A 25,002-nucleotide genomic window follows, 5' to 3' on the forward strand; every position below is an offset into this window, starting at 1 on the left:
TCCGTGGCGGAGTGCGGCAAGGGCCACAGCACGCTCGCGAGGTGGGTCTCGTCCAGGTCATCCCTGGTCCAGTCAAACGGCGGGCGGGCGGTGGCCAAAAGGTCGGGGCGGAGGGCGTAGTAGTAGTTCGCGCTATCGGCCAGGCCGCGGACCAGGACGCGCGGGGGCTGCGCGGCGATGGACGCGGCGATCGTGTCGGCGGCCGCTGCCGGCCCGTCCGGACTCGGTCATCGCGCTGGGCGCGGACGACCAGCACCCCGTCTCCGCCTGCGCGGACGACGTCGAGCCGTGGGTGCACGCCTTCGCCGACGGCGCCGTGCGGACCGTGGTGATCCCCAGCGCCGTCGGCCCCGGTGAGACGGCCCGCCTCCAGCTGCGGCGCCAGGCGACCGGCTGCCGGTACCCACCGACAGCCCGCACGGGTGGCGGCTGCGGATCGGCGGTCCGGACGCGACCGTGCACAGCCAGACCAAGCGGCACGTGTCCCCCGGCCAACTGGACGCCCTGCTGCGCGACGGTGTCGGCGTCGGATGCCGGATGCCGGATGCCGGATGCCGGATGGAGGGTGAACTGTCCGACGGCTGGCTGAGCGCCGTCTACTGGGTCCGGCTCGACGACGACCGCCCCGCCGTCGTCACACTCGCCCCGCCGGACGGAGCCGCGGTACTGCGGGTACGAACAGGGCATCCTCGGGACGGAGGCCATGCGCGGGTCACCGCGGATCACCGGGCTCACAGACCACGAGCGGGCCTTCTGGGGCGACCCGGCGGCGGAACCGGTCTCGCTCTCCTTCGGCGGGGACACCGGCCCGGACAGCGACTTCGTCGCCGGCTGCACCGGGGCGGGCGGCAGCCTCGACTGCGGCCCGGCCTTCCCGTACCGGCTGGCCCTCTACCAGCTCTACCTGGGCCTGCTGCTGGTCGTGGGGTGCGGGCCCCGCGGCTTCGGCCCCACCGATATAGCAGCCCTCACGGTGCCGTTTCCCGGCCCGCATCCGCGGAGATTCCGAAAGAGCCGGTCCCGGTGTCCCGGGACCGGCTCTCCTGTGCGCCTGTGGGGCCGCTCAGGGACCTACTGGGCGGTGAAGGTCCACAGCAGGTTGGTGCTGCTGCCGAACGTCCACTGCTTGGTGACCGAGCCGGAGGCCACGTTGCCGCCGCTGTCGAGGGCGAGGCCTGTGGTGCGGTTGGTGATCGAGTAGCGTCCGGCACCCCGGTGGGTGATCGCCCACTGCTGGTTGGTGCCGCCGTTCCAGGCGGCCTGCCGGGCGGCGGAGCCGTCGGTGGTGGCGCCCCAACCGTCGGCGACCATGCTGTTGGTGCGGTTGACCAGCCGGTAGTAGCCGTTGCCGACGTCCACCGCCTGCCACTGGAGGTTGTTGCTGCCGTTCCAGGTCCACTGCTTGAGGTTGGAGCCGGAGGCGACGTTGCCGCCGCTGTCCAGGGCGAGTCCGTTGGTGACGTTGGAGATCCGGAAGTACGTCGCCGGGTTGAACTGGACCCTCAGCGAGGCGATCGCGTCGTTGTTGCCGGTGACTCTGAGGTCGGGGTTGTCGGCCGTGAAGGTCCACGAGGTACCGGTGAAGTTGTCGCCGGAGTAGCCGATCACCCGGTAGCCGGAGACCAGCCGGAGCGAGGACAGGCTGAGCGGGCCCAGGCCGGCCTGCTGCAACTGGCTGGAGGTGTAGTCGCCGACGTCGAACGAGGCGGCGGCTCCGGAGTAGTTGACGTCCGTGAAGCCGACGGCTCCGGTAGACGGCCGCAGGCTGGGGATCCCGCCGGAGAAGGTGAGCTTCAGGACGTAGGCGTTGGCGCTGAACGGCGCCGACGACGGCAGGGTGACCGTCAGTCCGGAGCCGCTCTGGACGGGCGTCGGCAGGTTGATGTAGTTGCCCACGGTGGAGTCGAGCAGTTTCACCGAGGTCAGAGACGAGAGGTCGATCTGGCCCGAGGCGAGGGTCTTGATCGTCACCGAGCTGCCGGGCCAGCCGAGGACGGTGGCGTACAGGACGTTGCCCGCCTTGTCGCGGGTGAAGCGGATGTCCTGCGCTGTGCCGGCCGTCGGATTGGTGAAGGAGCCGCCGCCCATCTTCGTCGGGCCTTCGCCGTACACCGTCCAGGCGCGGGTCGCGTAGATCGACTCGCCGAAGCGCTTCAGGTAGTCGCCGATGCCGAGCAGGATGTTCTTCTGCGCCTGGGGGATGGTGCCGTCGGCCATGGGCGCGATGTTCAGCAGCACGTTGCCGTTCTTGCTGACCCTGTCGATGAACGAATGCAGCATCTGCTGGGTGCTGTAGTAGCCGATGCCCTGGGTGTAGCACCAGCTGGAGTTGGAGATGCTGTCGTCGGTCAGCCAGTACGGGGTGGTGAGGTCGGCCGGGCCGCCCCGCTCGCAGTCGAAGACCTCACCCTTGCCGTTGAACCCGTCCTTGTACGTGGCGACGACCTCGCGCCCCCAGCTGTTGGCCTGGTTGTAGTAGTACGACAGGAACTTCAGCCTCTGCGTCTCGTCGACGGCGTCCAGCTTGAAGTCCTGCCACAGGATGTCGGGCTGGGCGCGGTCGATGACCTCCTTGAGCTTGTCGTACCAGAGCTGGTTCTCGGCCGCCGCGCCGAGCTGTCCGTAGAGCTTCTTCAGGCTGGGGTCCGTCTGTGCGGGCGCGTACTCGTAGAAGCCGTTGTAGTTGTATGCGTGGTGCATGGCGACCAGCAGCTTCAGGCCCCGGTTGCGGATGGCCGTCGTGAACAGGCCCAGCAGGTCCAGCTTCGGACCCTTGGCGACCGAGTTCCACTCGTTGACCTGGCTGTCCCACATGGAGAAGCCGTCATGGTGCTCGGCGACCGGGCCGGCGAACTTCGCGCCCGCGTCGACGAACAGCTGCACCCACTCGTCGGGGTCGAAGTTGCCGCCCGCCGACTTCAGCTTCGGAGCGAACTGGACGGTGTTGCCCGCCAGGTCCTGGGCGCCGTTGATGAAGTTGTGGTAGGGCCAGGCCGACGGCTGGCCGTAGGTCGCGATGTGGTGCTGGTTGGCGTTGCTGCCGCTCGCGTACATGTTCCGCGGGTACCACTCGCTGTCGTACGCGGGAACGCTGAAGACACCCCAGTGGAAGTAGATCCCGAACTTCGCGTCCTGGAACCACTCGGGAGTGGGGGGGTGCTGGTCGACCGAGCTCCAGTCGGGTGTGTATGTGCTGGGCGCCGCCTGCGCGCCACCTGCGCCGAACACGCCGCCCGCGACCGTTGCCGCGGCCACGAACGTGGCACTGGCGAGGAAGTGGCGCCTGCTGATCGAACTCGACATGGGACATCCCTGTTGCGGAAGGAGGCGGGGGAGAAGACAGAGCCGGGCACGTCCGGAGCGGTCCTCAGCGTCCTTCGTGCCGGTTGTTACGAACGAAGGTCGGCCATGCGTCCACCACATGTCAACGACTGTGCAGGGATGAAAAGCGCCGTCCGACCTGGGATTTTGCCGCTTATGTCATGGTTTTCCCACTTTGGCGACCTCAGGACACCCCATGTCTGGCAGGTTTCCCGCGGCGCGATCGCATCACAGACCGGCCACGATTGATGGGATGGCTTTGACCTTTGGCCCCTAGTTCAGGACTCTGATCGCAGCCGTAAACCGGGATTTCTAGGCAAAACGCGCCAGGGGCTAGACAAGCCACCAGGCGCCGCCTATACATACATCCCATCTCTACAAAGCGCCGACATCCGATTGTCGCCCGCGTGAAACGTCTCCCGCTACGGGACCAGCGTGAGGAAGTATCGATGAGAGTCAGAACCGCCCTCTGTTCCGCCGCCTCCGTCGTCTCGGCACTGGCTCTGCTCACCGCCTGCGGCGGCTCCGGCAGCACCGGCAAGTCGGCCGACGGCAAGCCGCTCGTCGGCGTCGACTACCCGCGATCCGACACCGACTTCTGGAACTCGTACATCAAGTACACGCCGGAGTTCGGCAAGGAGCTCGGCCTCTCGCTCAAGACGACCAACTCGCAGAACGACGTCGCCAAGCTGACCGCCAACGCGCAGACGTTCATCAGCCAGGGCGTCAAGGGCGTGGCGATGGCCCCGCAGGACACCGCCGCCATCGCGCCGACGCTGGCGCAGCTGGAGGCCAAGAAGATCCCCGTCGTCACCGTCGACACCCGCCCCGACACCGGCAACGTGTTCATGGTGGTGCGCGCCGACAACCGGGCGTACGGCGAGAAGGCGTGCCAGTTCCTGGGCACGAAGCTCGGCGGCAAGGGCAAGGTCGTCATGCTCGAGGGCGGCCTGGACTCCATCAACGGCCGTGACCGCACCGAGGCCTTCAACGACTGCATGAAGAAGAACTACCCGAACATCAAGGTGTTCGGCGAGGCCACCAACTGGGACGGCGCCGTCGCGGCCCAGAAGCTGCAGACGGACCTGACCGCCAACCCGGACATCAAGGGTGTCTACATGGAGGCCAGCTTCGCCCTGTCCGGCACCCTCCAGGTGCTCAAGCAGAAGGGCCTGCTGGTCCCGCCCTCGGACAAGAAGCACGTGTTCGTCGTCTCCAACGACGGCATCCCCGAGGAGCTCAAGTCGATAGCCGAGGGCAAGATCGACGCCACCGTCTCGCAGCCGGCCGACCTCTACGCCAAGTACGCCCTGTACTACCTGAAGGCCGCGATCGACGGGAAGACCTTCAAGCCGGGCAAGACGGACCACGACAGCAACATCATCCAGGTCCGTGACGGCGTCCTCGAGGACCAGCTCTCCGCTCCGCTCGTCACCTCCGACGGCGGCTCCTACGGCGGTGTGCCCAGCCTCAAGAGCGACGACAAGTCCCTGTGGGGCAACAACCTCGGCTGACGGATCGCCAGGACTTCAAGGCCAACGAACACAAGGCGGTTGAGATGAGCGACGGGGAGCGAGCAGTCACCCCCGCGCCCGCCCCGGCGGACGACGGACGGGCCCAGGCGGGCCCGCCCGTCGTCGAGGCGACGGGCATTGTCAAACGATTCGGTCAGACGGTCGCGCTGAACGGCGCCCGGATCACCATCAGGCCCGGCGAGACACACGCGCTCGTGGGCCGCAACGGAGCCGGCAAATCGACGCTGGTCTCCGTCCTCACCGGACTCCAGTCCCCGGACGAGGGCACGGTCACCTTCGGCGGCGCCGCCGCTCCCCGGCTCGCGGACCGCGACGCCTGGCGCAGCCAGGTGGCCTGTGTCTACCAGAAGTCGACGATCATCCCTACGCTGACCGTCGCCGAGAACCTCTTCCTCAACCGGCACGAACACGGCCGCGGCCGGCTCATCACCTGGCCGGGGGTCCGGCGCCGGGCGCAGGAACTGCTGACGACCTACTCGGTCGACGTGGATCCGCAGACCCTGGCCGGGGAACTGAACGTGGAGCAGCGTCAGTTCGTCGAGATCGCCCGAGCGCTGTCCTTCGGCGCCCGGTTCATCATTCTCGACGAGCCGACCGCCCAACTCGACGGCGCGGCGATCAACCGTCTCTTCGACCGCATCCGCGATCTGCAGCAGCAGGGCGTGACCTTCCTGTTCATCAGTCACCACCTCCAGGAGATCTACGAGATCTGCGACATGGTGACGGTGTTCCGGGACGCCCGGCACATCCTGACCGCGCCGGTCGCCGAACTCCCCCACGCGGACCTCGTCGCCGCCATGACGGGCGAGGCGGCGGCCGACAGCACGGAGGTGCGGGCGAGTTCGCTGGACTCCGCCGCCACCGCGGCCCTGGACATCAGCGGCCTGCACGGCGAGACCTACCAGGACGTCAGCTTCACGGTGGGCGCCGGGGAGATCGTCGGGCTCGCGGGGGCGGCCAGCAGCGGCCGTACGGAGGTCGCCGAGACCGTCGTAGGACTGCGGGCGGCGGCAGCGGGCGAGGTGCGGATCGCCGGCACGCGTCCCCGGTCGGGCAGCGTCCCGGCGGCGCTCAAGGCGGGCGCCGGGTTCGTGCCCCAGGACCGCCACCACCAGGGCTTCGTCCCCGACATGTCGATCGCGGACAACGCCACCCTGTCGGTGCCCCACCGGCTCGGCAGGAACGGCTTCGTCAGCAATCGCACCCGGGACCGGCTCGCCGCGGACATGATCGAGAACCTGGCGATCAAGACGCCAGGTCCCGAGCTGCCCGTGTCGGCGCTGTCCGGCGGCAATCAGCAGAAGGTCGTCATGGCCCGTGCGCTGGCCGACGACCCCAAGCTGCTGGTGCTGATCAACCCGACCGCGGGTGTGGACGTGCGCTCCAAGGAGTTCCTCCTCGGCAAGGTCGAGGAGACCGCGGAGACCGGCACCGGGGTGCTCATCGCCTCCGACGAACTCGACGACCTGCGTATGTGCGACCGGATCCTGGTGATGTTCCAGGGCCGTGTGACCTCAGAGATAAGCCGCGGCTGGCACGACCACGACCTCGTGGCCGCGATGGAAGGAGTGGACCTCGATGCCTGAAACCGTCGTCGCGCACACGCCCGCGCCGAAGGCCGCCGAGGCAGGGGCCAAGCGAACCGCGCTGTTCGGCGGCAAGATCCCGCTGGCGAAGCTGCGTGACCTCGCGCTCGTCCCCGCGATCGTGGTGATCGCGATCATCGGGCAGATCGTCAGCCCGATCTTCCTGCAGCCCGACAACCTCATCAACGTGCTGCAGCAGATGGCCGAGATCGCGGTGCTGGTCCTCGCCCAGACGATGATCCTCATCGTCAAGAAGATGGACCTCTCGCTGGAGTCGACCATGGGCCTCGCGCCCGGTGTGGCCGCCTGGCTGGTGGTCCCGACCGGCGCGACGCACGGCCTCGGTCTCCTCCCGGGCGCCTGGGCGGTCCCGGTCACCCTCGCCGTGGGCGCGCTGATCGGTGTGATCAACTCTCTGCTGATCATCCGCTTCGGTCTCAACGGCTTCATCGTCACCCTCGGCATGCTGATCGTCGTGCGCGGTACCCTCACGGGCATCTCGGGCGGCCAGACCTTCTTCCAGCTGCCCGAGTCGATGCTCTACCTGGGCACGGCGGAGTGGTTCGGGATGCCCGCCTCCATCTGGCTCTGCCTGCTGCTGTTCGCCGTCGCCATCGTGGTCCTCGGCTGGACCAGCTTCGGCCGCTCCCTGTACGCGATCGGCGGCAACGTCGACGCGGCGAAGGCGGCCGGTATCCGTACCGACCGGGTGCTGTGGATCGTCCTGGTCACCGGCAGCGTGCTGGCCGCCCTCGCCGGGCTGATGCTGTCGGGCCGCCTGGCCTCGGTGGCCTCCGCTCAGGGCAACGGCTACATCTTCACCGTCTTCGCCGCCGCCGTCATCGGCGGAATCAGCCTCAACGGCGGCAAGGGCACCATGTTCGGGGCCTTCTGCGGCATCCTGCTGCTCTTCATGATCCAGAACGTGCTGACGCTGGGCGGTGTCCCCGCGCAGTGGATCGGCGCCCTCAACGGCCTGATCATCCTGGTCGCCCTGATGATCTCCCGCATCACGGGCGGCAAGGTCCAGGAATGAACAGGCGGCAGTCACCAGGTCGACGATGACCGCGCGGCTGCCGGACCCCACCGCTGTTCCCCGTCTCGTCGCAGGGCCGACGTCCTTGGTCCCCTGCCCCCTAGGAGTAGTTATGTCCTCCACTGAGTCCGCTCCGTCGGCATCCGCCCGTATCACCGCCCTGGACGTCCTCGACGTACGATTCCCGACGTCGGAGCACCTGGACGGCTCGGACGCGATGAACCCCGAACCCGACTATTCGGCCGCCTACGTCGTCCTGCGCACCGACGCCGGGGACGGACTCGAGGGCCACGCCCTGGCGTTCACCACCGGTCGCGGCAACGATGTCCAGGCGGCGGCGATCGCGGCCCTGGCCCCGCACGTGGTGGGCCTGTCGGTCGAGGAGGTCTGCGGCAACCTCGGCGCCTTCTCCAACTCCCTCGTCCACGACCCCCAGCTGCGCTGGCTCGGCCCGGAGAAGGGCGCCATCCACATGGCGACGGGCGCCGTCGTCAACGCCGCCTGGGACCTCGCCGCGAAGCGCGCCGGCAAGCCCGTCTGGCGCTTCCTCGGCGAGATGTCGCCCGAGGAGCTGGTCGCCCAGGTCGACTTCCGCTGGCTGTCCGACGCCCTCACCCCCGAGGAGGCCCTGGAGATCCTCCGGCGCGCCGAACCGGGCCGCCAGGAGCGCATCGCCCACCTGCTGGAGCGCGGCTACCCCGCCTACACCACCACGCCGGGCTGGCTCGGCTACTCCGACGAGAAGCTCTCCCGTCTCGCCCGCGAGGCGGTCGCGGACGGCTTCACCCAGATCAAGCTGAAGGTCGGCGCGGACCTGGCGGACGACGTGCGGCGCATGCGCACGGCCCGTGAGACGGTCGGGGACGACATCCGTATCGCCGTGGACGCCAACCAGCGCTGGGACGTCCAGCCCGCGATCGACTGGATGCGCGAGCTGGCCCCCTACAACCCGTACTGGATCGAGGAGCCCACCTCCCCGGACGACATCCTCGGCCACGCGGCGGTCCGCAAGGCGGTCAGCCCCATCAAGGTCGCCACCGGGGAGCACATCGCCAACCGGGTCGTCTTCAAGCAGCTCCTCCAGGCCGGCGCGGTGGACATCGTCCAGATCGACTCCGCCCGGGTCGGCGGTGTCAACGAGAACATCGCGATCCTGCTGCTCGCCGCGAAGTTCGGCGTCCCGGTCTGCCCGCACGCCGGTGGTGTCGGCCTGTGCGAGATGGTCCAGCACCTGTCGATGTTCGACTACGTCGCCGTCTCCGGCACGACCGAGGACCGCGTCATCGAGTTCGTCGACCACCTGCACGAGCACTTCGTCGACCCGGTGCGCATCGCCGACGGCCACTACCTGGCGCCCGCCCTTCCCGGGCTGAGCGCGCAGATGCACCAGGAGTCCCTCAAGGAGTACACGTACCCCGACGGCCCGGTCTGGGCGGCCCGTGTCCGGCACTGAGCGGCTGGTGGACGCCCACCACCATCTGTGGGACCTGGACCACCGGCCGCAGCCCTGGCTGGACGAGCCCGGCCTCGAGACCATCCGCCGCACCTTCGGTGTGGACGACCTGCGATCGGCCGCGACCCGGCCGATCGCGGGGCGGGGGCTGGCGAGCACGGTGGTCGTCCAGTGTGTGACCTCCGTGCCCGAGACACGGGAGCTGCTCGCCCTCGCCGACACCGAACCGCTGATCGGCGCGGTCGTCGGCTGGGTGGACCTCACCTCCCCGTCGGTCGCGGACGTGCTCGACGAACTGCTCGCCGGTCCCGGTGGCCGGTACCTGCGTTCCCTGCGTCATCTCGTCCAGGGCGAAACGGACCCGGGGTGGCTGCAACAGCCCGCCGTGGAACGGGGGTTGCGGGCGGCCGGGGAGCGCGGACTGGCGTACGACGCACTGATCCGCAGCCACCAGTTCGACCAGGCCGTCGAACTGGCCGATCGCTTTCCCGAGCTTCCGCTCGTCCTCGACCACGCGGGCAAGCCGCCCATCGCCGAGGGCGACCTGGGCGACTGGGAGAGGCAGGTACGGAGCCTGGCCGCGCGTCCTCAGGTGCGCTGCAAGGTCTCGGGCCTGGTCACCGAGGCCGACCCGCACAGGTGGACGATCGACGACATCCGCCCGGTGTGGGACGTCCTGCTGTCCGCCTTCGGCCCGGACCGGCTGATGTTCGGCTCCGACTGGCCGGTCTGTGTGCTCGCGGGCGGCTGGAACCGCTGGGCGGCCGCCGTCGAGGAGTTGCTGGACGGCTGCTCCGCCACCGAGACGTCGGCGGTGCTCTCCGACACCGCGACCGCCTTCTACCGGCTGAACCCCCTGCCCTGAAAACCCCTTCGACGACCCCCTGACGAGGAAGGAGGGCACTTCGTGCTCCTGACCGACCTGCTGCACCCCGGGATCCTGGCAGCCCTGGCCGGCGCCGGCCACGGCGCCCGCGTGCTGCTCGCCGACGGCCACTACCCGGCGAGCACCGCGACCGGCGCACGCGCCCGGACCGTGCACCTCAATCTGGCCCCCGGTCTGCTGGACGTCACCACCGTCCTGGACGTCCTGCTGAAGGCGATCCCCATCGAGTCCGCGCACGTGATGGTGCCGCCCGAGGGTGAGCCGGAGCCGCCCGCCATCGCCGAGTACCGCGCCCGCCTGGGGCCCGTCGAGGTGGAGACGCTCGGCCGCTTCGAGTTCTACGACGCCGCCGGCTCCCCCGACCTCGCGCTGGCGATCGTCACCGCCGACACCCGCACCTACGCCAACCTGCTGCTGACCATCGGCGTCCGCGCTGAAGGGACCCTGATTTCACGATGACGCTCGCTGTCCGTTATCTGTCCGCCCGTACGCTGGACACCGCTCCCGCCGAGACTCCTGCCCCCGGCCCCGGTGAGGTGGAGGTGGCACCCGCCTACGTCGGGATCTGCGGCACCGACCTGCACATCTTCCACGGCGACATGGACGCCCGCGTCCAGACACCCGCCGTCCTGGGCCACGAGATGTCCGGCCGCATCACCCGCGTCGGCGACGGCGTCGAGGGCTGGGCCCCCGGCGACAGCGTGACCGTGATGCCGCTGCGCTGGGACGACTCCTGCCCCGCCTGCCAGGCCGGCAACCAGCACATCTGCCAGCACCTCGACTTCATCGGCATCGACTCCCCCGGCGCCATGCAACAGCGCTGGACCGTCCCCGCCGGCACCCTCGTGCGCCTGCCCGACACCCTCCCCCTCGACCGCGCCGCCCTCGTCGAGCCCACCGCCGTCGCCGTCCACGACGTCGGCCGCGCGGGCCTCACCCCCGGAGAAAAGGCCGTGGTGGTCGGCGGCGGACCCGTCGGCATCCTCATCGCCCTCGTCGCCCGCGCCGCCGGAGCCGACGTCCGCGTCATCGAACTCAGCCCCCACCGCCGGCTCCTCGCCGAAGAACTCGGCCTCACCACCTGGGACCCCTCCACCGGTGACATCACGCAACGCGTCGCCGACTGGACCGAGGACGCCGGCGCCGATGTCGCCTTCGAGGTCTCCGGCGCCGCCGGCGGGGTCGACACCGCCGTCGACGTGCTGGGCGTGCGCGGCAGACTCTGCCTGGTCGCCATCCACCCCCGCCCTCGCGAGATCAACCTCCACCGCTTCTTCTGGCGCGAACTCACCCTCGTCGGCGCCCGCCTCTACACCCGCACCGACTTCGAACGCGCCGTGGACCTCGTCGCCGACGAAACCATCCCCGCCGACAAACTCATCAGCAAAGTCGTCCCCCTGACCGAGGCACCCGCCGCGTTCGAAGCCCTCGAAGGCGGCGGCAACGTCATGAAGATCCTCGTCGACTGCACCACCACCGGCGCCGAAGCCGAAGCTGTTCAGGGGGCCACCGCATGAGCCTGTTCGACCTCACCGGGAAACTCGCCGTCGTCACCGGCGCCCGACGCGGCATCGGCCGCGCCATGGCCCGCGCCCTCGCCGAAGCCGGGGCCGACATCATCGGCGTCAGCGCCGCCCTCGAGGAAACCGGCAGCGACATCGAAAAAGACGTCCACGCCGCCGGACGCACCTTCGAAGCCATCCGCACCGACTTCGCCGACCCGCAGGCAGTCCGCGCCCTCGGCGCCGACCTCGCCGCACGCGAACGCCCCGTCGACATCCTCATCAACAACGCCGGCACCATCCGCCGCGCCCCCGCAGCCCAGCACGCCGACACCGACTGGGACCACGTCCTCCAGGTCAACCTCACCGCCCAGTTCACCCTCACCCGCGCCGTCGGCGCCGCCATGATCACCCGCGGCCAGGGCAAGATCGTCTTCACCGCCTCCCTCCTCAGCTACCAGGGCGGCATCACCGTCCCCGGCTACACCGCCGCCAAACACGGCATCACCGGCCTGACCAAAGCCCTCGCCAACGAATGGGCCCCCCACGGCGTCAACGTCAACGCCATCGCCCCTGGCTACATCGCCACCGACAACACCCAAGCCCTCCAGGACGACCACAACCGCAGCAAAGCCATCCTCGAACGCATCCCCGCCGGACGCTGGGGCAACCCCGACGACCTCGCAGGCGCCACCGTCTTCCTCGCCTCCGACGCCTCCCACTACATCCACGGCACCACCCTCCCCGTCGACGGCGGATGGCTCGGCCGATGACAGCCACCTGACCCGACCGAACCGCTTCCCAGGAGATCCGCCTTGCGACACCGACAGATCACGAACACGACGGTCGAGCTCACCGAACTCGGCTTCGGCGCCTCCGTCATCGGCAACCTCTACCGGGTCACCCCCGACGAGGACGCCACCGCAGCGATGGACGCCGCCTGGGAAGCGGGCATCCGCTACTACGACACCGCACCCCACTACGGACTCGGCCTCTCCGAACGCCGCCTCGGCAAAGCCCTGCGCGAACACCCACGCGACGAGTACGTCGTCTCCTCCAAGGTCGGTCGGCTCCTCGTCCCCAACGAGGACCCGCAAGGCGTAGACAGCGAGGGCTTCGCCGTCCCCGACGACCTGCGCAGACAATGGGACTTCAGCCGCGACGGCGTCCTGCGCTCCATCGAGGACACCCTGCGGCGCACCGGCCTCGACCGCCTCGACATCGTCTACCTCCACGACCCCGACGACCACTGGCAACAGGCCGCCGACGAAGCCATGCCCGCCCTCGCCGAACTCCGCGACCAGGGCGTCATCGGCGCCATCGGCGCCGGCATGAACCAGTCCGTCATGCTCGCCCGCTTCCTGCGCGAGACCCCCGCCGACGTCGTCATGCTCGCCGGCCGCTACACCCTCCTCGACCAGACCGCCCTCGACGACGTCCTGCCCGCCGCCCACGAACTGCACAAGAGTGTCGTCGCCGTCGGCGTCTTCAACTCCGGCCTCCTCTCCCGCGACCGCCCCGCCGAAGGCATGAAGTACGACTACCAGGACGCCTCAGCGGAATTGGTGACCCGCGCACGGGCCATCGCCGACGTCTGCGAACAGCACGGCACCACACTCCCCGCCGCAGCGATCGCCTTCCCGTTCAGCCATCCCAGTATCATCAATGTCACCCTTGGCATGCGGAGCCCCGAGCAGGTGGTACGCAACGCCGAACTCCATCGTCGGCACATCCCCGAAGGTCTTTGGGACGATCTTCGTACCCAGGAACTGATCAGGTCGGACGTGCCCGCGGAGAGCGGTCACGAAAGGAGTTCACGTTGTCACTGACAGACAAGGCCATTGAACAGATCCGTGAACTGATCCGCACCGGAGCCCTGCCCCCGGGATCGAAGCTCCCGCCGGAACCCGATCTGGCGGCCCAGCTGGGGCTGTCCCGCAACCTCGCCCGCGAGGCGGTCAAGGCACTCGCCGTCGCCCGGATCCTGGAGGTCCGCCGAGGCGACGGCACCTATGTGACCAGCCTGGAGCCCCGGTTGCTCTTCGAGGGTCTCGGCGGGGCGGTGGAGCTGCTCCAGGGGGACTCCGCGGCCCTGCAGGACCTCATGGAGGTACGCCGGCTCCTCGAGCCGATGGCGACCGCGCTGGCCGCCACCCGGATCTCCGACGAGCAGCTCGCCGAGGTCAAGGAACACCTGGACGCCATGCGCGAGGCGCGCGACGACATCAAGCGGCTCAGCGTCCACGACGCGGCCTTCCACCGTGCCGTGGTGGCGGCGACGGGCAACGACACGCTGCTGACTCTGCTGGAGGCCATCTCCGGTCGTACGCTGCGCGCCCGTATCTGGCGTGGCCTGGTCGACGCCCAGGCAGGGGGGCGCACCCTCGCCGAACACGAGGCGATCTACCGGGCGTTGTCCATACGGGACGTCTCTCTCAGTCAGGCCGCCGCTCTGCTGCATGTGAGCAGCACCGAAGAGGGGCTGCGTGACTACCTGGCCTCCGCCGAATTCCTGCCCGGCCAGGACTCGACGACGGGCACCGCCAACACCTGACGGCCACCCCCACCATCACCATCACCACGACCACCGAGGAGCGGACGACTGGAGCGTGCCTCCCCCGGTCTGCCATGTCCGTGACACGGCTAGTGCTGTGACCGCAAAGGTTCACCGGCCTGGGGCGCGTGTGTCTTCCTTTGGCTGAGCAGACGTTCAGGAGCACTCACGCAGGGGAACCGTCGCAGGAACGCAGCGCGTCACACGTCGGTGGATGAGCTTTGTCGTCGGGAGAGGGATAGTCTGCGTCGCTCTCGGTCGATCTCGGTGACGACCACCGTGATCTCGTCGCCGACCTGGACGACATCTGATGCAGTCTCCACCGGTGTCCAGGCGAGCTCGCGCAGGTGAACCAGGCCCTCGATACCGTCGGCAACCTGGACGAAGACGCCGAACGGGATCAGCTTGGTGACCTGGCCAGGCAGTTGCTGCCCCACCGCGATGGTGTCGGCGAATACCTGAAAGGGGTCCGGCTGTGTGGCTTTCAAGGACAGTCTGGCCTCCAGGTTCCAGGTGTCGAACTGGAGGAACTCGCATGAGACGCGCTGTCCGACCTGCACGACGTCGGTGGCTGCCTCGAAGTGTCGCCAGGACAGTTCAGCAAAGGAAATGAACCCGACGCCGGGGAAGACCGGATGGTCGGGTCCGTCGTCCAGCGCCACGAACACACCGAACCGCTCGATCGCTGTGACGGTGCCGGAAAGGAACTCGCCGCGGTGCAGTGACTCCAGGAATGCCCAGAGTTCTGGGCTCTCGGACGGTCCACCCATCATGCTCGCAGCCTTTCACGAGGAGTTGCGCACTGGGTATGAAGTGTGCTCACGCTGCGGTCTTGAGGGGACGTACGCCCCAGCGGATGCCTTTCTCGCTGCGGATGCGGGCGCGTTCCGGGCGTTGGCGTTGCGCCAGCGCAGGTAGGCGTGCAGGGCCCGTGTCTGGACGGCGTGGTTGGAGTGGTGGGAGTTGGCGATGGTGAACCGCCGTAGCGGTCCGAAGTGGGCCTCGATCGGATTCGCCCAGGATGCGTAGGTCGGGGTGAAGCACAGCTCGACCTTGTTCTTCCCCGCCCAGCGGCGGATGTCGGCGCCCTTGTGGGAGGACAGGTTGTCCAGGATCACGTAGATCGGGGCGCCGTCGGGCCGGGCGGCACGGATCGACTTCGGCGCGGCCAGCGTGTCGGTGGCACCCTTTTTGCGGCGGTTGACGCCCCACAGGCTGTCGTCGCCGACCGAGTAGCAGCCGTGGAAGTACCGCACGCCGTGGGTGCGGTGGTAGGTGGCGGGCAGCCGGTCGGGGTGCTTCTGGGCGGCCCAGCCCCAGCCCGCGGTGGAACGGATCCCGAGCGGGCCGAACTCGTCGAAGGCGAAGACCCGGTCGGGGAAACGGTCGAGGACCTCCTCGATCCTGTCCAGCTTCGCCTCACGGTCGGGGTCCGGGGATTCCTTCCACGTCTTGGTGCGCTGGAAGGTCACGCCGCGGCGGGCGAGCAGGCCGCGTAACGCCTCGCGGCCGATGCGGATCATGTGGCCGTGGACTTTGCGCAGGTAGGCGACGAGCTTGCGCAGGGACCAGCGGGTGAAGGGCTGGCCGAGTTTGGTCGGGCGAGTGGTGGCCGTCTGGATGACGAAGTCTTCGTCGTCAGTGCTGAGCTGGCGGGGACGGCCTCCCGCCCACCGAGGGTCCAGGCAGGCCAGGCCGATCTCGTTGAAGCGGTGGCTCACGTCCCGGACGGTGTCCTCGTCGGCCTGCACCAGCTGGGCGATCACGGGCACCCGGTTCCCGCCGGCCGAGGCCAGCAGCATCATCGCGCGCCGGTAGCGCACCGAGCTGGTGCTGCCCCGGCGCACGATCTGCTGCAGTTTCTGCCCTTCCTGGTCGGTCAGTCTGCGCACACGGACAGGCTCGGCCACCGCACCTCCAGCGGTTGGAACGGACGTCACCATCCATCCAACCGCCGCGATCACCAAACCGGCCAACCTAATTCGTTGTCAGCGGCCCATACAGAGCGGTTGTCGCTCCAGCGGGCTGGGCGTACGCCATCGGCTGAGACCGCCGTCCACGACCGCCGTCCCGTCGGCTCCATCGGGCGGCGTCGCACCCCTTCAGACGGCCACGACGGAAAGAGCCGGTGACGGAACCTGCGTGGATTCATCCGGTCGGCGCCGCTGCAAGGTTCCGTTCGCTCCGCGGTTGACGTGGCTGTCGGCTCCTGCAGGTAGGGCGTGGGCACGGCCCCGCCGGCCCCGCCCGTCCTGCATGGCTCCGTGCACGACATCAAGGCCGGCCGCGGGCGCGGAATATCGAGGCGCTGACCGCCGCCGACGTCCCCGGCTGGGCCGACAAGGGCTACCGCGGCGCCGGCGGTACGGTGCGCGTGGCGTGCCGGCGCCGGTGGGCGAATCGCTCCGCAGGCCAGCAGCCTGTCCACCGCTCCCACGCCCGGTTCCCGGCCGGCGGCGGGCAGGCCCACGCAGGGGCCCCCGCACGCACCGGCCAGTCTGCCCCTGCACGCCCTCGCCGAGGACGACCTTGCTTCCGTCGCGTCGCCTTCGACGGCTGCCTCTCTGCAGCCCGCCAGTGGCCTCGACCACCCCGGTGGCCCTGCTCGTCCGACGGTGCCCGTACCCGAGGTGGCCGGGCGATCCCCGCGGGGGCCCGGCCACAGCCCCTGCCGCGTCGGACGTCCCCGGCCGACACGACGGGTCGGACGAGGCCGCCCAGGTGCAGACAGTTGAGCGCCTCTCCGTCGAACGCCACCAACTCGGCCGCGCCCAGGTGACGGTGGGTGGGGACGAAGCCCGGGACGGCGCCCCTCAGCTCCCCGCTCACGGGGTCCCACAGTGATACGGCGCTCGTCGATCCAGGAGCGTGGGATCCACACCTTGGGAATGCCGTACGGCTGCAAGAACCAGCCGTCATCGGCGATCCGAGTGCCTCGGGGCGGGACACGGCGAGCGCACCGTGGAAGTAGTCCAGGCGGTGTCGATACCGGGGTCGCGGAGGGTCAGCAGCTCCCCGGTCAGCGCGTCGGACACATCCAGCCTGTTCCAGGCCGTGCGGTGCACGACCAGAGTCCGGCCTTCGTGTTCCGTGAAGGCGAACGAGAAGGGATCGGTGTACGGATGGTAGTCGCCGCCGTCCAGGGCCAGGGTGACCCGCCGGGCCTCCAGGTCGATCACCTCGCCGCAGCGGCCGTAGTCGTTGACGACTCCGGCGAACCGGCCGTCGCGTGAGGCGTGCAGGCGCCGGCACACCACATTTTCTCGCCACACGCCGGGCTGTGGCTCCGCCGGGACCGTGGTGGCGCCGACCGTCCGTTTCGTACCGCTGTCGGCGTCGAACCACACCAGGTCGCCTGGCGTCGTCAGCAGCAGCCACTGCGAGCGCCTTGCGCCGGACACGGGCACGAGGTCGGCGACCGGGCCGACATCCGCCGGGAGCCTCGAGACGGTCGCCTTCGCCGCGGGCAGAATAGGTTTCCTGGACATACCCGGCGTGAGCGTCCCACAGCGCGAAAAGGTCGCCCTGTCTCACGGGTCTGTTTCTTGCCGTTCTGCTGACGGCGGCGGTGCACGCGCAGGGCGAGCTTGGCGTGGGGGAAGGCGATGCCGCCGAGGCTGTCGGCAACCACGGAACTTGAAGCCGCCGTGATGAAGGGCACGCCGGAACGGCTGGCGCACGGCTGGCCTGCGTGAACGTGCCCTTCAAATAGGTGGGGAAAAGGGCTGTAATTCCCCGGGGTCAGCGGATGGTAATTCCGGTGATGGTCCTGTTGTTGTAGTTGTAGGTGGACCACCTCTGGTGGATCTGACTGGTGCCGTCACTCCACCAGATCTGGACCACGTTGTTACCAGTTCGGACCTGGTTGACCTGCTGTATGGTGATGCCGCTCAGGCTGCCGGCATTTGCGAGGCAGCTAATGTTACTCGGGGAGCCGCCGCCGTGGTGCGTGATCATGAGGAGGTCGTCGCGGCTGAGGCACTGACTCGGGTCGACATAGTTGATCGCGGATGCCTGGGTTGCGGTGGCGAGAGCAATTCCGACGGCTGCGGCCGCGACCACGTTCATTCTCTTGAGTGCGCGATTCATGAAGAATACCTTCTTTCGCTTTCTCTTCCCTTGCGGACTGTATGAGAAGGGAAAAGGGAAGGAAGTTCCCTTCAAGGCGTGTGATGCATGTCACGGTGGACCTGGTGCCCGAAAACGGTATTTACGGTGAGTGCAATTATGGCCGTGTTGGCTGATTTTGCATTGCTGTGGGAGCGGTCATACGCCAGGGCGGTTGCAAGTTCCGGGGCGTGCAGCTGGCGGGGAGTCCTCGGGCGCGGCCACCAGTTCCGGGGAGTCAGGGCTGCTTCCCTCGAAGCGGTGTCCCCGGAAGGTGAGGGAGAACAGCTGTCCTTCGTTGGTCAGCACGCCCGAGAACTCGCCCCATCGGTCGCCCTCGACGCTCTGGCGTTGCACTTCAGACGCTCGGCGGATCCGGCGCAGGCCGACCGGGCGGTGGTCTATGCCGTCCGGGCGGCGGAACGCGCAGTACGCCGATACGCGTACGGGCGTCGCCGTGGACCTCCTCTCGGGTGCGGTCACCGTCGTCGACCTCGTCCCGGCCACCTCTGAGCAGCGTGCCGAGCGGGCGCTGGGGGCACCTCCCGCCGCCCAGCCCGAACGGAGATCCCCATGCCCTACAGCGCGCGAAGGAGGAGGCCGGGAGTTCGTGCTTACCAGGGGACGACGCCGTCGTCCTCGAAGAACGAGCCGCTCGGGCCGCCGTCGGGCAGTGTGGCGAGCCGGACCGCTGTGACCGCGCCCTGTTCGGGGGTGCGGGGTCCGTAGAAGCCGTTGAAGTCGGTGGCGACCAGCCCCGGGCAGGCCGCGTTGATCAAGATGTTCGTTCCGGTGAATTGCCGGGCGTACTGCACCGTCAGGGCGTTGAGGAACGACTTCGACGGCGCGTAGGCCGCCATGATCGGGCCGATCTCGGTGTCGGGGTCCGCCTGCCGGGTCAGGGAGCCGACGCTGCTGGAGACGTTGACGATGCGTGGCGAGGCCGAGCGCCGCAGCAGCGGCAGCATCGCGTTGGTCACCCGGACGACACCTATGACGTTGGTGTCCACGACCGTGCGGAGCACCTCCAGGTCGAGCGCGGTCGGGTCCTGCTCCCATCCCGGGCCCATCTCGCCGGAGATGCCGGCATTGTTCACCAGGGCGTCCAGGCGCCCGGCCAGCCGTTCGACCAGTGCCGCGGCATCGGTGACGCTCCGGTCGTCGGTCACGTCCAGCGGTACCCCGAACGCGTCCACGCCGAGGGCGCGCAGTTTTCCGACGGCGGTTTCGCGTCGGGTCTCGTCGCGGGCTCCCACGCCCACGCGGTACCCGAGGCTGCCCAGCCCGGCCGCGATCTCGTACCCGATGCCCTTGTTCGCGCCGGTCACCAGCGCGATCATCGTTTCGCTCATGCAGATGATGTTGGCTCACGGACGGGTGGCGCGGCCAACACCGATACGGTGCCCTCTGATACCCGCCAGGTATCACCACGTAGGCTGTCGCCGTGGACACCCTGGAAACGCGCGAGTTGAGGTACTTCGTGGCCGTCGCCGAGGAACTGCACTTCGGGCGCGCCGCCGAGCGCCTCGGCATGGCCCAGCCGCCGCTGTCGCGGGCGATCCAGCAGCTCGAACGGCGGCTCGGGGTCTGCCTGCTGCAGCGCAACCGCCGTGGTGTCCGCCTGACCGGCGCGGGAGAGGTGCTGCTGCACGAGGGCCGGGCGGCCCTCGACGCGACCGTGGCCGCCGCTCGCCGAACCCGGCGCGCCGGCGGTGCCGACGGCCCTGGCGGCCGCCGCGGTCGGCTGGTCCTCGCGGTGAAGGCCGCCGCGTCCCACGAACTGCTGCGGAAGCTTCTCGACGCCTACGCGGCCGAGCCCGACAGTGCCGAGATCGAGGTGCTGCCGTGTGGCATCTGCGAGCAGGAAGAGCTGCTGCGCGACGGACGCGCCGATGTCGCGCTCATGCACACGCCGTGGAACTCCCTCGCCGGCTTCGACAGCGAGGCACTGACGACCGAGGGACAGGTCGCCGTCCTGCCGGCCGGGCACCCCCTCGCCGCCCGCGCGACCTTGTCCCTGGCCGATGTCAGGGACGTCCCCGATCTGCCGCTCGCCCGCTGGCCCACTCACGGCACCTACGCACCCGGCCCTGGCCCCGAGATCCACAACCAGACGCAACTGGCCCAGCTGATCGCCCTCGGACGCACCGTGGCAGTCGTCCCCGACTCCGCCCGCTCCTGGCTGTGGGCCGAGCACGCGGCCGTCCCCTTGACCGACGCACCTTCCGTCGTGACCCACATCGCCTGGCCTGCGCACAACCGCTCCCTCACCCTGGCCGCCCTGGTCCGTACAGCCGCACGGCTGTAACCAGCTACTGCCTCTGCGGGACCGGAGAACTCGGCGCAGAATCGACGAAGCTCGGGAATCGAACCACCTCGTGCGCCAGAAGGTCACCGCGTTGGTGCCCTGCGTACGCCAGCCCGCCCGGAAGCAGGCGGCCGCCACCGGTGGGATCACGGTGGAACTGCGCGGCCGGTTCGGCCGCACCGCCGCCGAAGGGTCCACCGACGACGGCCGCTTCCGCCGCCTCACCGTCCACCTCCCCGCCGCATACGCGCAGCGGGTCTTCGACGCCCAGGGCCAGGGCGCGGGCGCCGGAACCACACAGGCCCCGGTGGCGCTCCACGCTCCACCGGCGGGGCAGCACCGACTGCCCGGCCCCCGCGCGGTCCAGCCCCCGAGGCCGCCCCCTGTCGTGACGCTTGTCGCGCTTGTTCTTGTGGACGGCATCAGCATGGGTCATGCGGGCCGAGGGCTGACCGTCGGCGGTGCTCGGCCCGCTTGCAGCGTCCCGGGCAGAAGCGAGCGTCAGAACGGCGCTCCAGCCCCATCGCGGAGTGCGCGGTCGTTCCGCTGGCCTCGCCATGCGCGCGATCGGCATGCGGTTGAGCAGAACCGCGTATTCACCTTGGGGGTCTTCAGCTTGGGCACAGTCCGGGCCGACGTGGGGCGAGCGAGTTGCCCGCCACTTGGGGACCTATCACTTCCCCCAGAGCTTGCGATATGCCTCGCGGTATCCCTTCGGGTCCCAGGAGGACTTGCCGCCGCTGTTGTCCGCCGTGGTGATGTGGACGGGAGCGACGTAGCCGCTCGCGGGCTTGCCGGCGAAGGCACGGTTGAACTCGTCGACCATCTGCCAGCCCTGTTCGGACAGCGGCTCGGGAGCCGTCGCCGCCTGAAACTGCTTGCTGTTGATGCGCTGGAAGGCGGACGGGTCACCGTCGCCGGCGCCGATGTTGAACGGTGCTCCGTTGCCGTGCTTGCCCGCCCCCCGCAGCGACGGGGCGGCGTCGGCGAAGTAGAGGTCGTTGATGGCGATGGAGTGCGTCCACTTGGTGCCGAAGCGGGACAGCAGGGCGGACACTTCCTGCGGGGTGCGGTTGCTGGCGTCGGCTATGGGGATGTTGGACGTCGTCAGGACCTTGGCGTCGGAGCAGGTGGCCAGCTCCTTCTCGATCAGGTCCGACTTGCCCTTGGCGAACGGGATGGAGGCGTCGGTGAAGACCACCACGCCGGCCCGGCCGTTGGACTGGCTGATGATCCAGTCGGCGCTGATCTTCGCCACGTCCTCGACCTTCGTCGTGATGTTGGTGAAGAGCTTGGGGTCCGTACTCGGGCCGGGAGTGCCCACGGCGTGCCAGCCGATCAGGGGGATGCCGGCGGCGTTGGCCTGGGCGACCTGCTGCGCGGTCGACTTGGGGTCGAAACCGGACAGGACGATGCCGTCGGGCTTGACGGCAACGGCCTGGCTGAGGGCCGCCTGGATGCCGGCCGGGGTGCCTTGGCCGTCGATGATCCGCATGGTCCAGCCGATGGCCTTGGCGGCTTCCTTGACGCCTTCGGCGGCGCCGGAGACTCCGGGGTTGGTCATGCTCTGGGCGACGTAGACGATGGTCTTGCCAGGGACCGCCTTGGGGCCGGTGGTCGGTCCGTCCCAGGGGGCGTTGACGTCTTCGGCGGCCTTGACGGCCGTCTTGGCACTGGCGAGGGCGGCGGGGCAGCCGGCCTTGCCGGAACCGGCGGTGGCGGCGGCGTCGCTCTGCGAGCCGCGGGTACAGCCGACGGCGGAGGCGGTGACCAGGGCGAGGAGGGTCATGGCTCTCAGGGACGCCTTGCGGGTGCGGTGCTGGAACACGTGCGGGCTCCTTGCTGATGTAAGGGAGGAGAGGGGAGGCGGGACCGGGCTGCTACCGGGACTCACCGGGCTGCTACCGGGACTCGGAGTCCCCTTCGGAAGTGGAGGCGGCTGCCGGCCGGGGGGACGCCGGCGGCTCGGACATCGACTTGCGGGTGGCGGTGGCCCCGGCGCGCAGCCTGCGGCGGGCGGAGTAGCCGGCCAGGCCCACCGCGAGCAGGAGGGTGCCGCCGTTGAACAGGGACGTGGCCCAGAACTCAGCCCCGAGCTGTTGGATGCCGGCGAGGCCGATGGCGAGGACAGCGACGGCGACGACAGTGCCGGCGGCGTTGGCGCGACCGGGTTTGATGGCGGTGGAGCCGAGCAGCGCGCCGACGAAGGCGGGGAGCAGATAGTCCATGCCGACGCTGGGGTTGCCGATCTGCTGCTGGGCAGCGAGCAGGACTCCGGCGAAGCCGACGACGATCCCGGAGCCGGCGAAGGCGTAGATGCCGTAGCGCCGGGTGGGGATGCCGACGAGGTCGGCGGCCCGGGCGTTGGAGCCGATGACGTACAGGTAGCGGCCCAGCGGCAGCCGTTCCAGCAGCAGCCAGAGCACCACGGCGAGGCCGAGGACGTAGAAGGCGGGCACGGGCAGGCCGAGGAACTTCGAGTCGTAGAGGTCGGTGAAGGCCGGTGGCAGTCCCTGGGGACCGGGGACGATGCGGGCGCCGTCGGTGATCCAGCCGGTGAAGGCGTACAGCAGGCTGCCGGTGCCGAGGGTGGCGATGAAGGAGTCGATCTTGGCGAACTCGACCAGCAGGCCGTTGAGTACGCCGACGACGCCGCCGCCGACGACGACCACGAGGCAGGCCAGTGGCCAGGGCCAGCCGCCGTGGACGATGAGCTGCATGGCCAGCACATGGGCGAAGCCGAGTCCGTACCCGACGGACAGGTCGAACTTGCCGGTGACGATGGGGATCATCGCGCCCAGGGCGAGCATCGCCGGGATCGACTGGTTGGACAGGATGGAGGAGGCGTTGTCCAGGGTGGGGAAGGTGTCCGGCAGGGCGAGGGAGAAGACCAGGAACAGCAGGACGGTAAGGGTGAGCAGGCCGTATGTGCCGATCAGGTGGCCGCGCGGTCGGCCGCCGGTGCCCTTGCGGGAGGTGCCGGTGGCCGGGTTCCCGGCCGGGCGGGGGGTCGCGCCCGGGTCGCTGCCGGGCGTGGACCGCTGGGCAGAGTGGGTGGAGTCGGTCTCGGTGGCCATCAGTGGTTGCCCGTTCCGCTCAGCGCCGGCATGGCCGACGCGGCATTGGTGAGTTCGGTGACGGTGAGGGCTTCGCCGGACAGTTCCGCCGTGACGCCGCCCCGGAAGAAGACCAGGGCGCGGTGGCACACGTCGGCGACCTCCTCGAAGTCGGTGGAGATGAGCAGGACGGCGAGCCCTTCGGCGAGGGCGTCGTCGAGGAGCCGGTAGATTTCCGCCTTGGCACCGACGTCGACTCCCCCGGTGGGCTCCTCGAGGATCACCACCCGGCGGCTCAGCCGCAGCCAGCGACCGATCATGATCTTCTGCTGGTTGCCGCCGGACAGGGTGGCGATCGGCGCCTCGGGGTCGGCCGGGCGCACGTGGAACCGCTCGACGAGAGACCTGGCTGCGGCGCGTTCGCGTCCCGGGCTGATCCAGCGCCAGGGGGAACGGGCGTCGGCACGTGGGTTGGCCATGAAGTTCTCCCGCACCGAGAGTTCGAGGGCACAGCCCTCCTCCTGGCGGTTGCTGGTGACGAAGCCGACTCCCGCGTCGACGGCGGCGGCGACCGACCGGGGGCGGTACGGCCTGCCGTCGAGAAGCGCTTCGCCGCCGGTGAGGGGCCGGGCTCCGGCAAGGGCGCGGCCGAGGTCCATGTGTCCGGCGCCCGTGAGGCCGACCATGCCGAGGACCTCTCCGGCGCGCAGCTCCAGGTCGACAGGGCCGACGCCCTCGGCTGTGACGTCGCTCAGGCGCAGCACGGTGGGGGCGGGAGCGCCGGTGGTGCGAGCGGCCGGCGGCCGGTGATCCTCCGGTTCGTGGCCGACGATGTCGCGCACGATGCGGTCGGGACCGTGGTCGGCGAGGAGGCCCTCGCTGATGAGGTGGCCGTCGCGCAGGACGGCGAAGCGGTCGGCGACCTGGTAGACCTCGTCGAGGCGGTGGCTGACGTAGACGATGGCGTGGCCGCGGTCGCGCAGGGTGTGGAGCACGTCCAGGAGACGGGCGCAGTCCGCGGCGGGCAGGCTGGCGGTGGGCTCGTCCAGGACGATGACACGGGCCTGGGTGGACAGGGCGCGGGCGATCGCGACGAGCGAGCGTTCCGCGCGGGTGAGGTCGGCGATGGGCGCCTCGGGGTCGATGTGGCCGGCGACGAGCTCCAGGGCCTCGGTGCAGCGCCTGCGTACCTGCCGCCAGGAGACGAGGCCGCCGCGGCGCGGGTAGCCGGTGCCCAGGGCGACGTTCTCGGCCACCGACATCCACTCGACCAGACCCAGGTCCTGGTGGATGAAGGACATCTCGGCGGAGGCGGCATCGGTGCCGAGGGGGTGTCCTGCCACGGTGATACGGCCTTCGTCGGCGCGGTAGACGCCGGCCAGGACCTTGATGATCGTGGATTTTCCGGCACCATTGTGTCCCAATAGGGCGAGGACGCTGCCTGCGTGGATGTCGAGGTCGACGTCGGCGAGGGCCAGGGTTCCGCCGAACCGCTTACGCAGCCCGCGGATCGCCACCAGGGGCTCGGAGGCGGCGTGAGCACCGGCAGGCGGACGGAGGGGAGCTGTGTCATCGGGAGCGTCGTTCACGGACTTCTCCGGGGTATCTCGCTACAGGCCGAGGACCACTTCATCGGCTCGCCCAGAATCCTGAACTCA

At 69.5% G+C, this 25,002-nt stretch carries 19 protein-coding genes and 2 pseudogenes; 12 read left to right on the forward strand and 9 right to left on the reverse strand.

What is annotated here, in order from left to right; all coding sequences use genetic code 11:
- Nucleotides 1–1,071: 1,071 nt before the first annotated feature.
- A complete protein-coding gene (locus AQJ58_RS25055; protein ID WP_067253760.1) occupies nucleotides 1,072–3,303 on the reverse strand; it encodes an alpha-L-fucosidase in 2,232 nt (743 codons plus the stop codon).
- 467 nt (nucleotides 3,304–3,770) lie between these two features.
- On the opposite strand from AQJ58_RS25055, the gene AQJ58_RS25060 reads away from it, so the two are divergent.
- The 10 genes from AQJ58_RS25060 (at nucleotide 3,771) to AQJ58_RS25105 (ending at nucleotide 13,873) form a co-directional block, all read left to right on the forward strand.
- The gene (locus AQJ58_RS25060; protein WP_067253762.1) at nucleotides 3,771–4,835 is read left to right on the forward strand and encodes a sugar ABC transporter substrate-binding protein; all 1,065 of its coding nucleotides are present in this window, start codon (nucleotides 3,771–3,773) and stop codon (nucleotides 4,833–4,835) included.
- Between the two features lie 44 nt (nucleotides 4,836–4,879).
- A complete protein-coding gene (locus AQJ58_RS25065; protein WP_067253765.1) occupies nucleotides 4,880–6,442 on the forward strand; it encodes a sugar ABC transporter ATP-binding protein in 1,563 nt (520 codons plus the stop codon).
- Entirely contained in the window at nucleotides 6,435–7,478 is a 1,044-nt protein-coding gene (locus tag AQJ58_RS25070; RefSeq protein WP_067253768.1) for an ABC transporter permease, read from the forward strand. Before AQJ58_RS25065 ends, AQJ58_RS25070 begins: the two co-directional genes overlap by 8 nt.
- A gap of 112 nt (nucleotides 7,479–7,590) precedes the next feature.
- Nucleotides 7,591–8,931: an L-fuconate dehydratase gene (locus AQJ58_RS25075; RefSeq protein ID WP_067253771.1), complete on the forward strand. Its 1,341-nt coding sequence runs from the start codon at nucleotides 7,591–7,593 to the stop codon at nucleotides 8,929–8,931.
- Entirely contained in the window at nucleotides 8,918–9,796 is an 879-nt protein-coding gene (locus tag AQJ58_RS25080) for an amidohydrolase family protein (protein ID WP_067253774.1), read from the forward strand. The genes AQJ58_RS25075 and AQJ58_RS25080 overlap by 14 nt, the downstream gene beginning before the upstream one ends.
- A 42-nt stretch (nucleotides 9,797–9,838) precedes the next feature.
- Nucleotides 9,839–10,276: an RbsD/FucU domain-containing protein gene (locus AQJ58_RS25085; protein ID WP_067253777.1), complete on the forward strand. Its 438-nt coding sequence runs from the start codon at nucleotides 9,839–9,841 to the stop codon at nucleotides 10,274–10,276.
- Nucleotides 10,273–11,334, forward strand: a complete 1,062-nt coding sequence (locus AQJ58_RS25090; protein WP_067253780.1) for a zinc-dependent alcohol dehydrogenase — start codon at nucleotides 10,273–10,275, stop codon at nucleotides 11,332–11,334. Before AQJ58_RS25085 ends, AQJ58_RS25090 begins: the two co-directional genes overlap by 4 nt.
- The gene (kduD, locus tag AQJ58_RS25095; RefSeq protein WP_067253781.1) at nucleotides 11,331–12,092 is read left to right on the forward strand and encodes a 2-dehydro-3-deoxy-D-gluconate 5-dehydrogenase KduD; all 762 of its coding nucleotides are present in this window, start codon (nucleotides 11,331–11,333) and stop codon (nucleotides 12,090–12,092) included. Before AQJ58_RS25090 ends, kduD begins: the two co-directional genes overlap by 4 nt.
- A gap of 42 nt (nucleotides 12,093–12,134) precedes the next feature.
- A complete protein-coding gene (locus AQJ58_RS25100) occupies nucleotides 12,135–13,148 on the forward strand; it encodes an aldo/keto reductase (protein ID WP_067253784.1) in 1,014 nt (337 codons plus the stop codon).
- Entirely contained in the window at nucleotides 13,139–13,873 is a 735-nt protein-coding gene (locus AQJ58_RS25105) for a FadR/GntR family transcriptional regulator (RefSeq protein WP_067253787.1), read from the forward strand. Before AQJ58_RS25100 ends, AQJ58_RS25105 begins: the two co-directional genes overlap by 10 nt.
- A 200-nt stretch (nucleotides 13,874–14,073) precedes the next feature.
- Here the strand turns inward: AQJ58_RS25105 and AQJ58_RS25110 are convergent, their stop codons facing one another.
- Nucleotides 14,074–14,646, reverse strand: a complete 573-nt coding sequence (locus AQJ58_RS25110) for a S1 RNA-binding domain-containing protein (protein WP_067253790.1) — start codon at nucleotides 14,644–14,646, stop codon at nucleotides 14,074–14,076.
- 46 nt (nucleotides 14,647–14,692) lie between these two features.
- Nucleotides 14,693–15,783: pseudogene (locus AQJ58_RS25115) on the reverse strand (IS630 family transposase).
- 330 nt (nucleotides 15,784–16,113) lie between these two features.
- Here AQJ58_RS25115 and AQJ58_RS44790 point away from each other — a divergent pair.
- A pseudogene (locus AQJ58_RS44790) lies at nucleotides 16,114–16,346 on the forward strand (IS5/IS1182 family transposase); the annotation flags it as partial.
- Between the two features lie 442 nt (nucleotides 16,347–16,788).
- Here the strand turns inward: AQJ58_RS44790 and AQJ58_RS25120 are convergent.
- The 3 genes from AQJ58_RS25120 to AQJ58_RS25130 all read right to left on the reverse strand — a co-directional run bounded on the left by AQJ58_RS25120 (nucleotide 16,789) and on the right by AQJ58_RS25130 (nucleotide 19,332).
- The gene (locus tag AQJ58_RS25120) at nucleotides 16,789–17,274 is read right to left on the reverse strand and encodes a hypothetical protein (RefSeq protein ID WP_107122150.1); all 486 of its coding nucleotides are present in this window, start codon (nucleotides 17,272–17,274) and stop codon (nucleotides 16,789–16,791) included.
- 340 nt (nucleotides 17,275–17,614) lie between these two features.
- Nucleotides 17,615–17,962 carry a beta/gamma crystallin domain-containing protein gene (locus AQJ58_RS25125; RefSeq protein ID WP_079079205.1) on the reverse strand — a complete coding sequence of 116 codons (348 nt, stop codon included), beginning with the start codon at nucleotides 17,960–17,962 and terminating at the stop codon, nucleotides 17,615–17,617.
- A gap of 632 nt (nucleotides 17,963–18,594) precedes the next feature.
- Entirely contained in the window at nucleotides 18,595–19,332 is a 738-nt protein-coding gene (locus AQJ58_RS25130) for an SDR family oxidoreductase (RefSeq protein WP_067253799.1), read from the reverse strand.
- 92 nt (nucleotides 19,333–19,424) lie between these two features.
- Here AQJ58_RS25130 and AQJ58_RS25135 point away from each other — a divergent pair, with 92 nt between their 5' ends.
- Nucleotides 19,425–20,288 carry a LysR family transcriptional regulator gene (locus AQJ58_RS25135; protein ID WP_067253801.1) on the forward strand — a complete coding sequence of 288 codons (864 nt, stop codon included), beginning with the start codon at nucleotides 19,425–19,427 and terminating at the stop codon, nucleotides 20,286–20,288.
- 673 nt (nucleotides 20,289–20,961) lie between these two features.
- Here the strand turns inward: AQJ58_RS25135 and AQJ58_RS25145 are convergent.
- The 3 genes from AQJ58_RS25145 to AQJ58_RS25155 form a co-directional block, all read right to left on the reverse strand.
- Nucleotides 20,962–22,077 carry a substrate-binding domain-containing protein gene (locus AQJ58_RS25145; RefSeq protein WP_067254249.1) on the reverse strand — a complete coding sequence of 372 codons (1,116 nt, stop codon included), beginning with the start codon at nucleotides 22,075–22,077 and terminating at the stop codon, nucleotides 20,962–20,964.
- A 112-nt stretch (nucleotides 22,078–22,189) separates the two neighbouring features.
- Complete coding sequence (locus tag AQJ58_RS25150) at nucleotides 22,190–23,365, reverse strand: ABC transporter permease (RefSeq protein ID WP_067253806.1); 1,176 nt, start codon at nucleotides 23,363–23,365, stop codon at nucleotides 22,190–22,192.
- On the reverse strand, nucleotides 23,365–24,933 hold the full coding sequence (locus AQJ58_RS25155) for a sugar ABC transporter ATP-binding protein (RefSeq protein WP_067253809.1): 1,569 nt from the start codon (nucleotides 24,931–24,933) through the stop codon (nucleotides 23,365–23,367). The genes AQJ58_RS25150 and AQJ58_RS25155 overlap by 1 nt, the downstream gene beginning before the upstream one ends.
- Nucleotides 24,934–25,002: the final 69 nt, after the last annotated feature.

The organism is Streptomyces sp. DSM 15324 (assembly GCF_001514285.1).
Taxonomy (GTDB): domain Bacteria; phylum Actinomycetota; class Actinomycetes; order Streptomycetales; family Streptomycetaceae; genus Streptomyces.